Annotated in this window: 12 protein-coding genes; 5 read left to right on the forward strand and 7 right to left on the reverse strand. The window is 73.9% G+C overall.

Annotated features, from left to right (window positions below):
* The first annotated feature begins 146 nt into the window (after positions 1–146).
* The 4 genes from argG to C1N81_RS29160 all read left to right on the forward strand — a co-directional run bounded on the left by argG (position 147) and on the right by C1N81_RS29160 (position 4659).
* The gene (gene argG / locus C1N81_RS29145) at positions 147–1595 is read left to right on the forward strand and encodes an argininosuccinate synthase (protein WP_394433996.1); all 1449 of its coding nucleotides are present in this window, start codon (positions 147–149) and stop codon (positions 1593–1595) included.
* A 291-nt stretch (positions 1596–1886) separates the two neighbouring features.
* Positions 1887–3551 carry an energy-dependent translational throttle protein EttA gene (ettA, locus tag C1N81_RS29150; protein ID WP_394433998.1) on the forward strand — a complete coding sequence of 555 codons (1665 nt, stop codon included), beginning with the start codon at positions 1887–1889 and terminating at the stop codon, positions 3549–3551.
* A complete protein-coding gene (locus tag C1N81_RS29155; protein ID WP_394434000.1) occupies positions 3551–3964 on the forward strand; it encodes an acyl-CoA thioesterase in 414 nt (137 codons plus the stop codon). Before ettA ends, C1N81_RS29155 begins: the two co-directional genes overlap by 1 nt.
* Positions 3961–4659, forward strand: coding sequence for a hypothetical protein (locus tag C1N81_RS29160; protein ID WP_394434002.1), 699 nt, complete (start codon positions 3961–3963; stop codon positions 4657–4659). The genes C1N81_RS29155 and C1N81_RS29160 overlap by 4 nt, the downstream gene beginning before the upstream one ends.
* A 64-nt stretch (positions 4660–4723) precedes the next feature.
* On the opposite strand, the gene C1N81_RS29165 is transcribed toward C1N81_RS29160, so the two are convergent.
* The 4 genes from C1N81_RS29165 to C1N81_RS29180 all read right to left on the reverse strand — a co-directional run bounded on the left by C1N81_RS29165 (position 4724) and on the right by C1N81_RS29180 (position 12347).
* Entirely contained in the window at positions 4724–5686 is a 963-nt protein-coding gene (locus C1N81_RS29165; RefSeq protein WP_394434004.1) for an ABC transporter ATP-binding protein, read from the reverse strand.
* A gap of 55 nt (positions 5687–5741) precedes the next feature.
* Entirely contained in the window at positions 5742–8477 is a 2736-nt protein-coding gene (locus tag C1N81_RS29170) for an FtsX-like permease family protein (RefSeq protein ID WP_394434006.1), read from the reverse strand.
* 1 nt (position 8478) lies between these two features.
* The gene (locus tag C1N81_RS29175; protein WP_394434008.1) at positions 8479–11802 is read right to left on the reverse strand and encodes an FtsX-like permease family protein; all 3324 of its coding nucleotides are present in this window, start codon (positions 11800–11802) and stop codon (positions 8479–8481) included.
* A 140-nt stretch (positions 11803–11942) separates the two neighbouring features.
* Complete coding sequence (locus tag C1N81_RS29180; protein ID WP_394434009.1) at positions 11943–12347, reverse strand: globin; 405 nt, start codon at positions 12345–12347, stop codon at positions 11943–11945.
* Between the two features lie 82 nt (positions 12348–12429).
* On the opposite strand from C1N81_RS29180, the gene C1N81_RS29185 reads away from it, so the two are divergent.
* Positions 12430–13422: a methyltransferase domain-containing protein gene (locus tag C1N81_RS29185; RefSeq protein ID WP_394434011.1), complete on the forward strand. Its 993-nt coding sequence runs from the start codon at positions 12430–12432 to the stop codon at positions 13420–13422.
* A 205-nt stretch (positions 13423–13627) separates the two neighbouring features.
* Here the strand turns inward: C1N81_RS29185 and C1N81_RS29190 are convergent, their stop codons facing one another.
* The 3 genes from C1N81_RS29190 to C1N81_RS29200 all read right to left on the reverse strand — a co-directional run bounded on the left by C1N81_RS29190 (position 13628) and on the right by C1N81_RS29200 (position 17709).
* A complete protein-coding gene (locus tag C1N81_RS29190) occupies positions 13628–14896 on the reverse strand; it encodes an FHA domain-containing protein (protein ID WP_394434013.1) in 1269 nt (422 codons plus the stop codon).
* Between the two features lie 85 nt (positions 14897–14981).
* On the reverse strand, positions 14982–16325 hold the full coding sequence (locus tag C1N81_RS29195) for a vWA domain-containing protein (protein ID WP_394434015.1): 1344 nt from the start codon (positions 16323–16325) through the stop codon (positions 14982–14984).
* A gap of 64 nt (positions 16326–16389) precedes the next feature.
* The gene (locus C1N81_RS29200; RefSeq protein WP_394434017.1) at positions 16390–17709 is read right to left on the reverse strand and encodes a PP2C family serine/threonine-protein phosphatase; all 1320 of its coding nucleotides are present in this window, start codon (positions 17707–17709) and stop codon (positions 16390–16392) included.

Raw genomic sequence — 17709 nt, forward strand, 5'->3', positions numbered from 1 at the left:
GACGCAGCCGTGCGGCTGCGCCCGCGTCCCCGTCCCGCCGATGAGCGGGGCGGGGACGCTTTTGTCTGCCGGTCCCCCCGTCTTGTTCGCCGTTCCTTCCCCCCACCCCCATTGCATGGTCATGCGTAATCATGCATACTCTTCCTATGTCCAAGGTCCTCACCTCTCTCCCCGTCGGCGAGCGCGTCGGCATCGCCTTCTCGGGCGGCCTCGACACCTCTGTCGCGGTCGCGTGGATGCGTGACAAGGGCGCCGTCCCCTGCACCTACACGGCGAACATCGGCCAGTACGACGAGCCCGACATCGACTCGGTCCCCGGCCGCGCGCAGGCCTACGGTGCCGAGGTGGCCCGCCTGGTCGACTGCCGCGAGGCGCTCGTCGAGGAAGGGCTCGCGGCGCTGACCTGCGGGGCGTTCCACATCCGCTCGGGCGGCCGCGCCTACTTCAACACGACGCCGCTCGGCCGCGCCGTCACCGGCACGCTGCTCGTCCGCGCCATGCTCGAGGACAACGTCCAGATCTGGGGCGACGGCTCGACGTTCAAGGGCAACGACATCGAGCGGTTCTACCGCTACGGCCTGCTCGCCAACCCCAACCTGCGGATCTACAAGCCGTGGCTCGACGCGGACTTCGTGACCGAGCTGGGTGGCCGCAAGGAGATGTCGGAGTGGCTGGTCGCGCACGACCTGCCCTACCGGGACTCCACGGAGAAGGCGTACTCCACCGACGCCAACATCTGGGGCGCCACCCACGAGGCGAAGACCCTGGAGCACCTGGACACGGGCGTGGAGACGGTCGAGCCGATCATGGGCGTCCGCTTCTGGGACCCGTCGGTCGAGATCCCCACCGAGGACGTCACGATCGGCTTCGAGCAGGGCCGCCCGGTGACGATCAACGGCAAGGAGTTCGCCTCCGCCGTCGACCTGGTGATGGAGGCCAACGCGATCGGCGGCCGCCACGGACTCGGCATGTCCGACCAGATCGAGAACCGGATCATCGAGGCCAAGAGCCGCGGCATCTACGAGGCGCCCGGCATGGCCCTCCTGCACGCCGCCTACGAGCGCCTGGTCAACGCGATCCACAACGAGGACACCCTCGCCCAGTACCACAACGAGGGCCGTCGCCTCGGCCGCCTGATGTACGAGGGCCGCTGGCTCGACCCGCAGGCCCTCATGGTCCGCGAGTCCCTCCAGCGCTGGGTCGGCGCCGCCGTCACCGGCGAGGTCACCCTGCGGCTGCGGCGCGGCGAGGACTACTCGATCCTCGACACGACCGGCCCGGCCTTCAGCTACCACCCGGACAAGCTGTCCATGGAGCGCACCGAGGACTCGGCGTTCGGCCCCGTGGACCGCATCGGCCAGCTCACCATGCGCAACCTCGACATCGCCGACTCGCGCGCCAAGCTGGAGCAGTACGCCGGCATCGGCCTCATCGGTACCGCGGGCCCGGCGATCGGCGCCGCCCAGGCCGCCGCGACGGGCCTCATCGGCACCATGCCCGAGGGCGGCGCCGAGGCCATCGCCTCCCGCGGCGACGTCTCCGACGCCGACGCGGAGCTGCTCGACCGCGCCGCGATGGAGTTCGGCACGGACTGACCAGGCCGCACCAGCCACCTGAAGGGCCGCCCCGCCGCCTCCCCGGCGCGGGTCCGGCCCTTCAGCCGCTCACCCGGACGCAGGCCCGCCCCGCCGTCGGCCCCCACACCCAGAGTCCGCCCCGCCGCCGGCCCCCACACCCGCACAGAACCCCCAGCTCAAGCCCGCCCCTCGATACGGGTTTCCGCCCAGCACTGGCGATGCGGCAAGATGGGGTGTATCTGCCCTCACGCGGTGGAGCCGCTTTTCGCGGGCCCCTCGCTGCCACACTCGACTGCCGGACGGTTTCTCTTGGCTGAGTTCATCTACACCATGCGCAAGGCGCGTAAGGCGCACGGCGACAAGGTGATCCTCGACGACGTCACCTTGAACTTCCTGCCGGGGGCGAAGATCGGCGTCGTCGGTCCGAACGGTGCCGGTAAGTCGACCGTCCTGAAGATCATGGCGGGCCTGGAGCAGCCGTCGAACGGTGACGCGTTCCTCTCGCCCGGCTACAGCGTCGGCATCCTCATGCAGGAGCCGAAGCTCGACGAGTCGAAGACGGTCCTGGAGAACGTGCAGGACGGCGCCGCCGAGATCATGGGCAAGCTCAAGCGCTTCAACGAGGTCGCCGAGCTGATGGCGACCGACTACTCGGACGCGCTGATGGAGGAGATGGGCAAGCTCCAGGAGGACCTCGACCACGCCGACGCGTGGGACCTCGACGGTCAGCTGGAGCAGGCCATGGACGCCCTGGGCTGCCCGCCCGGCGACTGGCCCGTCACCAACCTCTCCGGTGGTGAGAAGCGCCGCGTCGCGCTCTGCAAGCTCCTCATCGAGGCGCCCGACCTGCTCCTCCTCGACGAGCCCACCAACCACCTCGACGCCGAGTCCGTGAACTGGCTGGAGCAGCACCTGGCCCAGTACAAGGGCGCCGTCGTGGCCGTCACCCACGACCGGTACTTCCTCGACAACGTCGCCGAGTGGATCCTGGAGCTCGACCGCGGTCGCGCCATCCCCTACGAGGGCAACTACTCGACCTACCTCACCAAGAAGTCCGAGCGGCTCAAGGTCGAGGGCAAGAAGGACGAGAAGCGGCAGAAGCGGCTCAAGGAAGAGCTGGAGTGGGTGCGGTCCAACGCCAAGGGGCGTCAGGCCAAGTCCAAGGCGCGTCTCGCCCGCTACGAGGAGATGGCCGCCGAGGCGGACAAGATGCGCAAGCTGGACTTCGAGGAGATCCAGATTCCGCCGGGCCCGCGCCTCGGCAGCATCGTCGTCGAGGTCGAGCACCTCAGCAAGGCGTTCGGCGACAAGGTCCTCATCGACGACCTCAGCTTCACCCTGCCCCGTAACGGCATCGTGGGTGTCATCGGCCCGAACGGCGCCGGCAAGACCACCCTGTTCAAGATGATCCAGGGCCTGGAGGAGGCGGACTCCGGCTCCATCAAGGTCGGCGACACCGTCAAGATCAGCTACGTCGACCAGAACCGCGCCAACATCGACCCGAAGAAGACGCTGTGGGCCGTCGTCTCCGACGAGCTTGACTACATCAACGTCGGCCAGGTCGAGATGCCGTCGCGCGCGTACGTGTCCGCCTTCGGCTTCAAGGGCCCGGACCAGCAGAAGCCGGCCGGTGTGCTCTCCGGCGGTGAGCGCAACCGCCTCAACCTCGCACTCACCCTCAAGCAGGGCGGCAACCTGCTGCTCCTCGACGAGCCGACCAACGACCTCGACGTCGAGACGCTCTCCAGCCTGGAGAACGCGCTCCTGGAGTTCCCCGGCTGCGCCGTCGTCGTCTCCCACGACCGCTGGTTCCTCGACCGGGTCGCCACGCACATCCTCGCCTACGAGGGTGACTCCAAGTGGTTCTGGTTCGAGGGCAACTTCGAGTCGTACGAGAAGAACAAGGTCGAGCGGCTCGGCGCCGACGCCGCCCGCCCGCACCGGGCCACGTACAAGAAGCTGACCCGCGGCTGATGGCTCGCCACGTATACGCCTGCCCCCTGCGCTGGGCGGACATGGACGCGTACGGCCACGTCAACAATGTGGTCTTTCTTCGCTACCTCGAAGAAGCCCGTATCGACTTCCTGTTCCGCCCGGACAAGGACTTCCAGCAGGGGTCTGTCGTGGCGCGTCATGAGATCGACTACAAGCGGCAGCTCGTCCACCGGCACGCGCCGGTCGACATCGAGCTGTGGGTCTCCGAGATAAGGGCCGCCTCCTTCACCCTCACCTACGAGGTGAAGGACGCGGACGCCGTGTATGTCCGGGCGTCGACGGTCATCGTGCCGTTCGACTTCGAGGCCCAGCGGCCCCGCCGGATCACCGACGACGAGAAGTCCTTCCTGCGGGAGTACCTCGACGACGGCGCGGAGGCGCTCGCCGCATGAGCGCGCCCGCACCCTCCGCGGTACTGCACTTCGCCGACGCGGGGGAGGCGGCGGACGTCGCCGCCTTCCTCGGCCGGCTCGTGCACTACGACAAGGCGGCCGCCGTACGGCTGCAGGCCCAGGCCGGCGGGCAGGCGCTCGCCGTGTTCGGGCGCCCGCCGTCGTTCGAGGTCCTCGCGATCCGTACGGCGCGGCTCCTCAAGCCGTACGAGAACGGGATCGACGACGTGCTCGACGTGACCGTCTCGGCCGGTGAACTCCTCGAATCCGTCGACGAGGGCGAGGCCACGGCCCGCGTCCCGGCGGCCGTCACCGGTCCGCCGTGGGCCGGGATGCTGCCGCCGCGCGGCGGCTGGGAGCGGCTCGCCGGATTCCCGGGGGCCGAGGCGTTGCGCGGCCTCGTGCGGGCCGCCGTACGGGAGTTCAAGGTTCGGGTCGAGGAGTTGGCGCCGCAGGCGCGGACCCGGGCCGGGCTCGACGGGCTCGGCCGGGAGATCTGGTCCCGCGAGATCGGCGCCACCGGGGTCCCGGTCCGGCTCGCCCACGCGGCGGCCTCGCTCGGCTTCCTCCGCGGCGACCTCGTCGACGTCCTCGCGGCGGGGCCGTGGGTGCGGCTGCGCACGCCGTACGGGTCGGTGGCGCTGCGCCGGGGTACCTCCGGAGGGCTCGGCGGGCTGTTCGTCACACCTGTCTGAGCAGCCCCGCCCCCCAGAAACCACCCCGCCCGCGAAGGCCGCCCAGTCCCCCGAAGACCGCCGCCTACCTCTCCTGGTCGTCAGGCCAGATCTGGATGTGGTCCTCCTCCAGTTCGAGCAGGACCCGGTCCCGCATCCCCAGTGACTCCGTGTACTCCGTGGGGAGTTGCAGGCGGCCCGCGCGGTCGAGCATCGCGTACTCGCGGGAGACCAGGGACTCCTGGCCGGTCGCCGCGTCCACATGGGTGCGGCGCAGGACCTCCGTCGAGGTGCGGCCGTCGCGGATGGCGACCGTGCGGCGCACCTCGTTCGCGACCGTCTGGTCGTGCGTGACGATGACGACGGTCGTGCCCAGTTCCTCGTTGGCCGTGCGGAACGCGGCGAAGATCTGTTCCCCGGTGTGGGAGTCGAGTTCGCCGGTGGGTTCGTCGGCGAGCAGCACCTTCGGCTCGTTGGCCAGGGCCACGGCGATGGCGACGCGCTGTTGCTGGCCGCCGGACATCTGCTGGGGGCGGCGGTCGCGGCAGTCGGCGACGCCGAGGAGGCCGAGCAGCTCCGTGGCGCGCTCCGCCTTCTTCGCGCGGCGGGTACGGCCGCGCAACTGCATGGGCAGCGCCACGTTCTGAGCGGCCGTCAGGTAGGGGAGCAGGTTGCGGGCGGTCTGCTGCCAGACGAAGGCGACGGCCTCACGGCGGTAGCGGAGGCGGTCCTTCGCGCCCATGGTGAGCAGGTCGTAGCCCGCGACCTTGGCGGCGCCGGCCGTGGGTTCGTCCAGGCCCGCGAGGATGTTCATCAGCGTCGACTTGCCGCTGCCCGACGCGCCCACCAGTGCCATCAGCTCGCCCTCCTGCACGAGGAGGTCCAGGCCCTGGAGCGCCTGCACCTCGACGCCGTCCGTCGTGAAGACGCGGACCAGGCGGTCGCAGCTGATCAGCGCGGAGTGGCCGTAGGCGGGGCGGTCCCGGTGGGCGGACGCCCGTGCCTCCAGCTCCGCGAGGGTCGGGGTGCCGGTGTGTTCGGTCGTCATGACGTCCTCTCTCCCGAGGTGGTGCGTTCGCCGTCGCCGGTGTGCGTCGGAGTGCTCACGCCCCCTCACCCGCCCGCAGCTCCCGTACGGACCCCGCCCGGCCCGCCCACCACGCCTGCCCCGACGCCACTGCCACCGCGAGCAGCACCACGGCCGCGGCGGGCAGGAGCAGCGACAGCGGGTCCGTGGCGAGGTGGTGCGCCGTCGCGCCCGGGGCCTGGGCCAGCGCCAGGCTCGTGAGGTCCAGGCCGGGGGAGAGCAGGCGGATCGCGGCCCAGCCGGTCAGGGCGCCGCCCGCCGCCGCGAGCAGGGCCTGCGGCAGCGCCTCCAGGATCAGCAGGCGGCGGGCCTGGCGGCGGGTGAGGCCCATGGTGCGCAGGCGGGCCAGGAGCGCGAGGCGTTCCGGCGCGGCGCGGGCGAGGGCGAGGAGCAGGGCCAGGGCGGCGAAGCCCGCGCTGGCGGCGACGGCGGCCACGTAGATGCCGGTGGCGCCGGTCTGGAGGGGGGAGCCGACGTAGCGGGCGCGTTCGGTGGCGCGCAGGGTGACGGAGAGCCGGTCGGGGGCGGCCGCCGCGCGCAGGGCCGCCGCGTCGATCCCCGCGCCGGTGCCCGCCCCGGTGAGGAGCAGGGTCGTCGGGTGGTTCGGGGCGCCCGTCGCGCGGGAGAGCGCCGTGCGGTCCACGATCAGGAAGTCGTCGGGGAGCGCGGGGGTCGTGGTGCGGACGGCGGCCACGCGCAGGGTCACGTCCTCACCGTTCATCCACAGGCCGAGGCGGCCGTCCGTGAAGAGCGCCGCCATGGAGGGGGAGACGACGGCCGGGAGCGCCTCGTCGCCCCTCGGCGCCTTCAACTGCCGTGCCGGGAAGGCGCCGAGGCCCGTCCGCTGCGACAGGCGCGCGTACGACTCCGGGTCCACCGCCGCGAGCGGCAGGCGGCGGGAGCCCTCCCTGACCTCCGCGTCGCGCAGCGTGGCCGGGGTGACGGTGGTGACGCCGGGGACCCGCCGGACCTGGGTGACACGCGCCGCGGAGAGCGGGGCGTCGCCGTCCACGCGCGCGTCCGCGCCCGTCGCGAGGAGCGCCGCGTGGTCGCGGGTGGCGTCGATCCCGGCGAGCACGCTGCCGCCGAACGCCGCCGTCGTCAGCGCCGTGAGCAGCGCGAGCAGCGGCAGGACGGTGGTCCCCGTGCCTGCCTCGGCGCGGGCCGCGCGGGCGAGCGACAGGTGGCCGACGGCGCCGCGCAGCCGGCCGGCGGGACCGACGAGGCGGCGCAGCGCCAGGGGGTACACCCGGACGAGGACGAACGCCGCGACCACGCCGACCAGGACGGGCGCGAGGGCGACGAGGCTGTCGCCGCCGTCCGTCGCGCCCCGGCGGCGCAGCGCCACGACGGCGCCGACGGCGAGGACCAGGACGGTCAGTTCGGCGACCGTGCGGCGGGCGGTGGGGCGGGCCGTCGCCACGTCGTCGCGGGCGCTGTGCAGCCGCGCGCGGCGGTGCGCGGCCATCGCGCGAAGGGGCAGCGCCGCGCACGCCACGAGCACCACCGCACCGGTGGCCCAGAGCGCGGGGGACAGGCGCCCGCCCGGCAGGGCCGCGACCGCGAGGAGGCAGCCGAGCGCCCCCGCGGGCACGGCGGTCACGGCCGTCTCGGCGAGCAGCCGTCCGCCGATGCCGCGCAGCGAAGCGCCGCGCGCCCGCAGCAGCGCGAGTTCGCCGCGCCGCCGGTCCGCGGTCAGCCCGGCCGCCATGAACAGGACGACGCAGGCGACGGTGCCGGTGCCGTACGCGGCGACGGAGACGACCGGGGTGATGCCGGAGCGCAGCGCGTCGAACCGGTCGATGACGTCGACGAGGCCGCTGCTGACGGTCGTGGTCGCGTTCCCCGTCGCCGCCCGCAGGTCGACGAGGCCGGGGCCGTCCTCCGTGTACGCCAGCATGGCCCGCAGGCCGGGCAGTTGACGCGCCTTGAGCGCCGACGTGTCCGGGGACATCTGCCAGTACTGCTCGACCGGGCCCGCGTTCAGGAGCGCCGGGGCGGCGTCCGGGTGCAGCAGGAACGCGGCGGCCCAGAACCGCGACGGCGGCATCTCCTTCGTGAGGCGCTCCTGCGGCGTGCGCAGGAGCGGCGACGCCGACCAGTACGCGCCCGAGGCGTGGCGGGGGACGACGATGCCGGTGATGTGCACGGCGATCAGCCGCGCGTTCAGTCCCTGCACGTGCACGACCGAGCCCGGCTTCAGGCGCAGGGCCCGCGCGGTCTCCCGGGTGACGGCCGCCTCCATCCGGGTGGCCGTCCAGCGGGGGCCCGGAAGCCGGCCCGCGGCGACCTTCGCGTGGCCGGCGATCCCGTTCTGCGCGTACAGCTCGATCTGCGGCTCCAGGCCGCCCGGTCGGGGCAGCCACCCGTCCCTGGCGGGCAGTTCCTCCGCGATGGTGCGCAGCCCGGACGACGATTCGCGCGGGTCGGTGACGAACGGCTCCGGGAGCGTGGCGGCGATCTTCCGGTGGGCGGCCCGGGTGAGGGCCCCGGTGAGGGTGGCGCCCCGCTGGTCGGGCGGCAGGTCGATGCCCGGCTCGTTCGTGGTGATGCCGAGGACCATGCCGGCCGGCGCCTCGTCGGCGACGGCCTGCCGCAGCCCGCGGTCCTCGTAGCGGTCCACGGCCCGCGGGAACGCCGCCGCCAGGCACGACGTGAGCAGCACGAGCAGGAACAGGCCCGCCGCCGCGCCCGGCGCGGTCCGCAGCCGGGTCCGCACCCAGGGCGCCACGGCTCTCGTCGCAGCGGCCATCTCACTCGCCTCCCTGGACGCGCAGCGTGATCGCGGCGCGCGGCGGCCGCCGCAGCGCGAGCCCCGCCGTGATCAGTACGGGGGCGCAGGCCATGCCCGCGAGCAACAACGCCACCTGGTGCGCGGGCACGTGCACGAGCACCTCCGGTACGGGCTTGGTCGCCTCGCCGGTCAGCACGATCAGCGGCACCACGGCCCGGGTCAGGAACGTGCCGAGCGCCGCCCCCACCAGCAGCGCGAGCGCGACGAGGACGCCCTGTTCCGCCGCGACCAGGCGGGCCAGGCGGCGGCGCGACGTTCCGAGCGCGCCGAGGATCGCGAACTCCGCGGTCCGCTCCCGCAAGGACCCCGCCGTGTTCACCGCGAAGCCGACCGCCGCGAGCAGCGCCGCCACGAGCGCGGCCGCGACCAGCGCCGACTGCGGGCCCGCGCCCAGCGGGTCGTCCCGCAACTGCTCGGCGGTCTCCGCGCGCACCACGACCTGCGAGGGATCGGTGTCGGGCCGGGCGCGCAAGGAGGCGGCGGCCTTCTCGGCGCCGCCGGGGACGGTGGACAGCCACCACTCGTTCGGGGCGACCTGGTCGCTGCCGCTGGTGGCGAGGGCCCTGTTGAGGGCGCGCAGGTCGAGCAGGAGCGCGCCGCCGTCCTTCGTCCCGCCCGCGGCCGGGTCCGTGCCGGTGGCGGCGGCACCGGCTTCGGGGCCCGTCGTCGGCAGCGCGCGGACGCTGTCCACGATGCGCACCCGTACGGTGGCGCCGCTCAGGTTCACGTCGACGCGCTGCCCTGCGCGGGTGTTCGCGGCGTCGAGGTAGCGGTCGGTGGCCACCGCGGTGACCTCCGTGACCTCGGGCCGGAGGAGGTCGAGGCGGACGTTCACGCCGGGCGGGGCGCCCCCGGACTCGTCCTCCGGAGGCACGAAGCCGGTGCCGTAGACGAGGGCGATCGTGTTCCCGGGCCGGTTCTCGTCCAGCTCCGGCTGGGTCGGCGCGCCCAAACTGCCCGCCGGGGAGGTGCGGCGCTCCGTCATGGACGTCGTCCACCTGGTGCCCTCCAGGTCCACCGCCCTTGCCCGCGTGCCGGGTCCTGAGGTGCTCAGGCCCTCCAGCGCGATGCGGTGCCGCGCGCCCTTGCCGACGCGTTCGTCCGTGTCGAAGTCGAGGCCCGTCACGGCGAGCGGGCCCGCCGCGGGACCGAGGTCCAGGCCGAGCCGGTGGACACGGCCGTCCACCGGGAGGTCGCCGACGTGCAGCCGGTAGCCGAACCCGTAGCGGTCCTGGAGGGTCACGGAGACCGAGGTGGTCCAGCGGGGGCGTGAGCCGGACGCGTCCGTCGCGCGCAGGGCGAAGTGGGCGCGCGAGGCGTTCGCCGGGAGGCGGATGCCCGGGTCCGCCGCGTCCTTCGGCCGGACCGCCGCGACGACCTCGCGCGGCGACGCGCCGGTGAGGTCGTCGCGCAGCAGCAGATCGTCCCCGAGGTGGGCCGTGTCGAGGGCGAGGACGGTCGCGACGCTGCCGTCGCCGAGGGAGACCGGGAGCCGGTAGCCGGGCGCCGCGTCACGGACCCCGGGCGTCCTGGCGTACCGGGCGGCCTGGTCCATGCCGGGTTCCGTCTCCAGGACGCGGACCGGGGCGCCGGAGCGGAAGTCCGCCTGGTCCTCCTGCGAACGGTCCCACGAGGCGCCCTGCCCGATCGCCAGCATGCCCAGGGCGACGGCGAGGACGAGCAGCAGGACCGGTCCCGCGCCGCGCATCGGACGCCGGCTGAACTGCCAGCCCGCGAGCGCCGCGGGCAGCCCGCGCCCGCCCGCCGCCCGCCGCTCCGCGAGCCGCGCCACCGGCGGCAGGAGCCGCAGCGTGAGCACGGTGCCCGCGAGCAGGGCCAGCGCCGGGGCCACCACCAGGAGCGGGTCGATACCGAGATGGCCGCCGCGGTCGGTGCTGATCGCGCCCGAGCCACCGGTCTGCCGGTCCAGCTGCCAGTACGCGACACCGGCGAGGACGAGCAGCCCCACATCGGCCCCGGCCCGCAGCGGCGCGGGCAGCGCGCGGGCCCGGCCGCGCTCGGGGGCCTGCGAGGTCAGTGCGGGCACGGTCACGACGAGCGCGCAGCCCACCGCGACGGCCGCGCCGACCAGCCACACCGCACCGCCCGTACCGGCCCCGTCCAGGCGGAGGCCGATCCGCGACAGGGCGCCCTGCGAGGCGACAAGCCGGGTCAGCGGGCCCGCGAGGAGCGGGGCGACCAGCGCGGCGGGCAGCGCCAGGAGCAGCGCCTCGGCCGCCGCGAGCCCGGTGACCCGGGCCCGGGAGGCGCCGCGCGCCCGCAACGTCCAGGTCTCGCCCGCCCGTTCGGCACTGAGCAGCCGCGCGACGAGCAGCAGCGTGTACCCGGCCAGCAGCACCAGCTGCAGGGCGACGATCAGCAGCGTCGAACGCGCCACGAGCAGCGCCCGCTCGGCCCGGTCCAGCACGTCCGGCAGACCCGTGCCGACCGCGGTCGTACCCGCGAGGGCCTTGCTGCGCAGCAGCTCACGCGTGCCGGAGCGGGCGGCCTCGCGCAACGCGTCGATCCGCCCGGTCGTCACCGTCCGGAAGTCCGCCGACGCCAGCCACGCCGACGTCCCGTCGCTGACCCTGCCGCCCGTCAGGACCGACGCGTCGGCGAGCAGCGGCCCGTACGTCGTGTAGCTCAGCTTCTGCACCCCGCGCCCGCCGAGCTCGTCGAGCGTCCAGTACGGGGACTGCGGCCGGGCCGGGCGGTAGATCCCGGTCAGGACGACGGTGACCCCCGGCCCGCCGAGCCGGTCGGTGAGCGCGAGCCGGTCGCCCGGCTCCAGCCCCAACTGCCGCGCCGCGACGACCGGCAGCGCCGCCTCGATCACCGCCCCGCGGGGCGCGCGCGGCATCCGGCCCTCGGTGATCCGCACCTCCGCGCGCTCGGCCGCCGCGAACTTCGTCAGGTCGGGCTGCCGGCCGCGCGGGGTGTGCGGCAGTGCGTACGGGCCGGAGGTGAGGAACGACGCACGGTGTACGGGCAGCCCGTCGAAGGTGTGCCGGGCGCCCTTGTCGAGCGCGGCGACGGCAGCTTCCCGCCCCTCGGCGGGGACGTCGGCGCGGACCACGAGCGCGGTCGTCGCCGCGTCCCGGGTGCGCAGGGAGTGGCGCAGCGAGGCGTCGCCGATCGCCGCCGAGAAGGAGCTGAGCATGGCGAGCACCGAGGTCGCCAGGAGGACGGCGAGCACCGCCGCGGTCAGCAGCAGGCGGTGCGCCCGTACCCGTAGGAGGACAAAACCCCACACCCGTGCCGCCCCCGCATCCCCGTTCATGTTGCACGCGCTGGTCGTGCTCCCCCGAAAGTCTGTCCGGATGCTGTCAGAAGGAGGCGGGATTGGGGAAGAGGTCTGGACCGGTCGCCGGGCCCGGGCGCACGGTCGGCGGTGCGCTCACCGTCCTACGGGGGCGCAGGTCAGCCGGGTGTGTTCACCATCGACGCCGCCGCGTACGTCAGGTAGTTCCACAGCGTCCGCTCGTGCTCCTCGCTGAGCCCCAGGCTGTCCACCGCGTCCCGCATGTGGCCCAGCCACGCGTCGTGCGCCGCCCGGTCCACCTGGAACGGGGCGTGCCGCATCCGCAGCCGCGGGTGCCCCCGGTTGTCGCTGTACGTGCGCGGGCCGCCCCAGTACTGCATGAGGAACAGGGCGAAACGCTCCTCCGCGGGGCCCAGGTCCTCCTCCGGGTACATGGGGCGGAGCAGCGGGTCCTGGGCGACGCCCTCGTAGAAGCGGTGCACCAGACGGCGGAACGTCTCCTCGCCGCCCACCTGCTCGTAGAACGTCTGCTCCTGAAGCGTGTCGCGCGGGATCTCAGTCACCCGTCCATGCTCTCAGACGGCCGGACCGAGGACTCGGGGCTTAGGTCTCGCCGATCCGGCGCCGCCGCAGCACAGTGGACATATGGGACCGGACGACGTCGGCGACCCCGACCTGCCCGCCGCACGGGCGCGGGCCGCGCTCGCGCGCGAGATCGCGCGCAGCGGGGTGTGGGACGCGAGCGGGGACCCGGGCTCCCGCTGGCGCGCCGCGTTCGAGGAGGTGCCGCGCCACCTCTTCGTGCCGTACTACTTCCTCGGCGTACCCGGCGGCTACGAACGGCTCTGGGGCGAGCACCCCGACCCCGAGCGGCGGGCCCGCTGGCTGCGCGGCGTCTACGCCGACCAGCCCCTGGCCACCCGGCTGCGCGACGGCGAACTCGTCTCCTCCAGCAGCCAGCCATCGCTCATGGCCCGCATGCTCGCCGACCTCGACGTACGGGACGGGGACCGGGTCCTGGAGATCGGCGCGGGCACCGGCTACAACGCGGCGCTCCTCTCGCACCGGCTCGGCGACGACCACGTCACCACCGTCGACCTCGACCCCGAGATCACCGAATCCGCCCGCAACCATCTCGCCGCCGCCGGGTACCGGCCCGCCGTCGTCACCGGGGACGGGACGCGCGGCTGCCCCGAACGGGCCCCGTACGACCGGATCCTGGTGACCTGCGCGCTGCGGTCGGTGCCCGTGGCGTGGCTGGGGCAATGTGCGCCCGGGGCGCGGATCCTTGCCCCGCTGTCGACCGGGCTGCTCGCCCTGAGCGTGCGGGACGCGGCGCACGCGGAAGGCCGCTTCCTGCACACCCCGGCGTACTTCGTCGCCCTGCGCGGCGAGGGGGCTCCGCCCGTTCAGCAGGTCGGGGGGTTGCCTCGGCGGGCTCTGCGGGACGAGCTGTTCCGGTTCCTGGTGACGCTCACGGCCGGGGCCATGGATGCGGGGGAGGCGCTTGCGTTGTTCGAGCGGGAGGGGCGGCCGGGGCGGGAGCGGTTCGGGGTGACCGTGAGCGGGGGGCGGGAGTGGGCGTGGCTGGATGATCCCTCGGGGCCGTATGTGTGGGGGCTGGGGGGCGCGCCGTAGGGGGCGTGTCCGTCGCCGGGTGCGGGTCTCGTCGTGGCTGGTCGCGCAGTTCCCCGCGCCCCTGGAGGCATGCGGCTGCGCCGCGGCCTCCATCGAGGATGGCGCGGCCCCTGAGACGGCGCACGCAGTGCGCGTCTCAGGGGCGCGGGGAACTGCGCGACCAGCCCCCACCGGGCCGCAGACGACTCAATGACCGCCCGAGCGCCTAGATCCGGTGAATGGTGATCGTGGTCCAGGCCCCGACGTGGACGCGGTCGCCGTCCTGGAGCGGGACCGGGACGAAGGGCTGGATGGGCTCCTCGCCGCCGTTGACCGTCGTGCCGTTCGTCGAGTTCTGGTCGACGACCGCCCACGTGCCGTCCGGCTGCTGCACGAGCACCGCGTGGGAGTGCGAGACGCCCGGGTCCTCCGGCGGCACCGACAGGTCGATGTCGGGGGTGTCGCCGGTGGAGTGGCGGCGGCGGCCGATCGTGACCTGGTTGCCGGTGAGCTGGCGCTGCTGCTCGGGCGAGTACGCGGGCAGGTTGAGGCCCGACGCCTCGGGTCCGCTGCGGTGCATCATCGCCATGAAGTACTCGCGGTCCGGGCCGATCGTCGCCGACCAGCTCACCGCGTACTGCGGTCGCTGCTGCTCAGGTGCCTGCGGCGGCTGCTGCTGGAACGGTGGTGCCGTCGTCGACGGGGCAGGCGCGGGCCCGGAGGACGGGGGCGAGATCACCCAGTCGTCCCCGTTGGTACCCCCGGGGCCCGGCGGACCCGGCCGCGCGGGCGCCTGGCCCTGCGACGGACCCTGAGGCGGACCTTGCGGAGGCCCCTGCGGCGACCCCTGCGGAGGCCCTTGCGGCGACTGCGGCCGCCCGAAGTCGGGGAACGGCTGCGGCGGGCCAGGCCGTTGCGGCGGCGCGGGGGCCGGCGGCTGCTGCTGGAACGCCTGCGGGACACCGCCCCCCGCCCCGTTCGGACCGGGCGGCGGCGGGAACGGGGACGGGCCCGACGGCTCGTTGCCGAACGGGCTCGGCGGGATCGGTTCGGCGGGCCGGTTCATCTGCGAGGGGCGCGAGCCCTGGTACTCGTACGGGTCCGGGCCCTGCGGCGGCTGCTGGAACCGCAGCGCCGGGTTCGGACCACCAGGTCCACCAGGTCCACCATGCCCCCCGGGGCCACCGGGACCGCCCTGCGTGGGCAGCGGCGGGTTCGGGGCCGCCGGGGTGTACGACGTCGCCGTGTTCGTGAGGAAGTTCCAGCGGCACTCCTCGCAGAACGGTGCGCCGCCCTCACGCGGCGTACGGCACTGCGGGCACAGTTCGGGCGCGCCGCCCGCGCTCCCCGGCGCCGGCGGCACGGACGGTCCGGGATATCCGTAACCGGCGGCCGGTGGCGGCGGGGGCGGGGGCACGGCACCGGTCATGCGGTGACCGCAGACCTCGCACCAGTCGTCGGAACCCGACTGGTGTCCGTTCGGGCAGGTCGGCATGTCGGCGCTTCCCCCTCTCCTTCGCACGTACTCGTATCCGTTCGTATCCGTACGTTCAGTCTGCGCTGTTACGTGGTTCGAGCTGCTACTTCTTCACGCGAACCGTCTTGGTGGACCGAGTTTCGAGAGTCATCTCGTCGGCTTCCGCGACCTTCGCCTTCAATCGAACAGTACCTTCCGCGGCATCGACCACGTCCACCACCTTCGAAAGCAGTTTCGCCGTATCCGCGTTGCCGGACAGGGCCGCGAGCTGGACCGCGCGGCCGAGTTTCGCCGTCGCCCCGTCCGCGTCCCCGGCCTTGCGCGCGTCCAGGCCCTGCTGGATGACCTGCGCCAGTTCGGCCTGCCCGGTGTAGTGCGCGACCTGCGGGTTGATCGAGGTGGAGGCGGCCATGTCGTCCGTCCACACGGCGCGGACGAGGCCCTGCGAGAGGGTCTGCGCCGTGCCGTCCGGCTGCGGGATCACCAGGGAGACGCGGGCGGCGAGCATCTCCTGGCCGACCTCGGCGTTCGGCACCTGGACGCAGACGTGGTAGTCGCGGGACTCGTCGCCCCACGAGCCGGTCGGGTAGTCGCCCGCGCGGGGGCCCGCCTCGCTGCGGCGGCCGGTCAGGTCGCCGACCGTGGGCGCCACCTGCTTGACGAACTTGATCTCGGAGCCGAGCGGCGTCCACAGACGGAGCGAGACATCGGCCACTTCCTTGCCCATCGCCGTCTCCATCATCTGCGTGAAGTCGGACGCCAGATGTGCGGGGTCGGCGACGATGTCGGCGGTGCCGAGCAGCGCCGAGGCGACGCCCGTGACCTCCTTCACCTCCCAGTCCGTGCCGACGCCCCGCGCGTCACAGGTGAAGCGGCCCGCGCACGCGTCGAGCGTGGCGCGCAGGTCCTCGGGCGACTCGTGCTCGTTGCGCCCGTCGGTGAGCAGGATGCCGTGGCGGATGGAGACGTCCGCGGAGGACAGGAGGCGGTCGGCCAGGCGCAGCCAGGTGCCGATGGCGGTGCCGCCGCCCGCGGTGAGCTTGCGCAGCGCCTGTTTGGCCTGGTCGCGGGTGGTGGCGTCGGCGATCGCGAGCCGCCCGGCGCCCGGATAGACCTCCTTGGCGACGTGCGTGCCCGCGATCACCGCGAAGTGGACGCCGTCCCGCAGGGTGTCGATCGCGGCCGCCGAGGCGTCACGGGCGCCGCGCATCTTCGTCGGCGGGTAGTCCATGGATCCGGAGCAGTCGACCATGAGCGCCACCGCCGCGTCCGGGCCGGCGCCCGCGCTGTACAGGTGCGGGGCGCCCACGGCGGTGCCGATGGTGCCGCCCCCCGTGGAGGTCACCGTGACGATCGCGTTGACCTCGCGGCCGCCCTCGGGCAAATACTCGTTCTGGTACACCTCGACCGAGAACTGCGGGACGTTCGACTTCGAGAAGTTCGCCATGACGGTAAGTCCCCCCTGAACCAAACCACCGTTTGAACCGAACGACCGGACGGTGTCGCCCGGTCTAGGCCGATCCTGCCCCTTGTCCCGGAACCGGGAACGGCAGCACCGCCACTGTTACGTTGTCGTGGCCCCCGCCGTCGAGCGCGTGGCCGACGAGCACCTGGGCGCTGTGCAGCGGGCGCCGCGCCGCGTCCACGGGTACGACCCGCGCCATCTCCTGCGCGCCTTCCGCGTAGTTCCACAGCCCGTCGGTGCACACCACCACCACACCAGGCCGGTCGGGCTTGAAGGAAGCGGTGTGCGGCTCCAGTTCGTAGGCGTCCGCGCCGAGCCAGCCGGTGATCGCGTGGGCGCGCTCGTCGGCGTACGCCTCCGCCTCGCTCATCAGGCCCGCGGCGACCATCTGCGCGGCCCACGAGTCGTCCTCGGTGAGCCGGGCGGCGGGCGCGCCGCGGTCGTCGGGGACCCAGTAGGCGCGCGAGTCGCCGATCCAGCCGACGATGAGCAGCTCGCGCGTGATGATCGAGCCGACGATCGTGCACGCCGGGGCGTTCTGGTGCGGCTGGTGCTCGCGGGCCGTCTCGGGCTCCTCGGCGAGCGCGTTGACCGCCTCGGCCGCCGCGACGATCGCCTCGTGCATGGCCTGCTGCGGGTGCGTGCCGCGGGGCAGCGACGCGTGCAGCGCCTCGTTGGCGGCGCGGGACGCGGCGAGCGAGGCGTCGTCGGGGCGGGTCGCCGAGGACACGCCGTCGCAGACGACGGCGACGACCGCGGGGGAGCCGTCGGGCAGCGCCGCCGAGGAGATCGCGAACGCGTCCTCGTTGCGATGGTGGCGAAGGCCCCGGTCGCTGACGGCGGCGACCGCGTCCAACTCCTGCTCCATGTGGTCGCGTTCGCGCGGCTGGGCGTGCCCGCAGTTCTCGCAGTAGCCGTCCGCGTCGACCTGCCCGGCGCGGCACGCCACGCACACCTTCGTGCCCGCGGGCGGTGTCGCCGCCTCCAGGACCTCCGGCGGCACGGTCCGCGGATCGGGCGCGGCCAGCTCGAAGTCACCGCCCGCGTCCACCGGGTCGTCGAGCCGTACGGCGGCGGGCAGTTCGGCGCCGCCGGACTCGATGCCGGGGATCTCGGCCGGCAGGTGCACCGGGGCGGGCGTGTCCGAGCTGCCCGGCTCGGGCGCGTCGGGCCACTCCACCTCGGCGGCCCGGGCCTCCTCCGCCGGGCGCGGGGCGGCCATGGTCAGCGTCGGATGGTCGGCGGGGGCCGGGGCCGCCGTGGACAGGTCGTATCCACACGCGCCACAGAAGCGGTCGCCCTCGTCGAGCGGCTCCTCGCAGCTGGGACACACGGACATAGCGGCCGCCTTGTGCGTCTGCGCCAT

It is taken from the genome of Streptomyces sp. SGAir0957 (assembly GCF_043523415.1).

Excerpts from the sequence above, each read along its gene's own strand:
- argG (WP_394433996.1), top strand. The coding sequence starts at position 147 with ATGTCCAAGGTCCTCACCTCTCTCCCCGTCGGCGAGCGCGTCGGCATC.
- C1N81_RS29155 (WP_394434000.1), top strand. The coding sequence starts at position 3,551 with ATGGCTCGCCACGTATACGCCTGCCCCCTGCGCTGGGCGGACATGGAC.
- C1N81_RS29160 (WP_394434002.1), top strand. The coding sequence starts at position 3,961 with ATGAGCGCGCCCGCACCCTCCGCGGTACTGCACTTCGCCGACGCGGGG.
- C1N81_RS29165 (WP_394434004.1), bottom strand. The coding sequence starts at position 5,686 with ATGACGACCGAACACACCGGCACCCCGACCCTCGCGGAGCTGGAGGCA.
- C1N81_RS29170 (WP_394434006.1), bottom strand. The coding sequence starts at position 8,477 with ATGGCCGCTGCGACGAGAGCCGTGGCGCCCTGGGTGCGGACCCGGCTG.
- C1N81_RS29175 (WP_394434008.1), bottom strand. The coding sequence starts at position 11,802 with ATGAACGGGGATGCGGGGGCGGCACGGGTGTGGGGTTTTGTCCTCCTA.
- C1N81_RS29185 (WP_394434011.1), top strand. The coding sequence starts at position 12,430 with ATGGGACCGGACGACGTCGGCGACCCCGACCTGCCCGCCGCACGGGCG.
- C1N81_RS29190 (WP_394434013.1), bottom strand. The coding sequence starts at position 14,896 with ATGCCGACCTGCCCGAACGGACACCAGTCGGGTTCCGACGACTGGTGC.
- C1N81_RS29195 (WP_394434015.1), bottom strand. The coding sequence starts at position 16,325 with ATGGCGAACTTCTCGAAGTCGAACGTCCCGCAGTTCTCGGTCGAGGTG.
- C1N81_RS29200 (WP_394434017.1), bottom strand. The coding sequence starts at position 17,709 with ATGGCGCAGACGCACAAGGCGGCCGCTATGTCCGTGTGTCCCAGCTGC.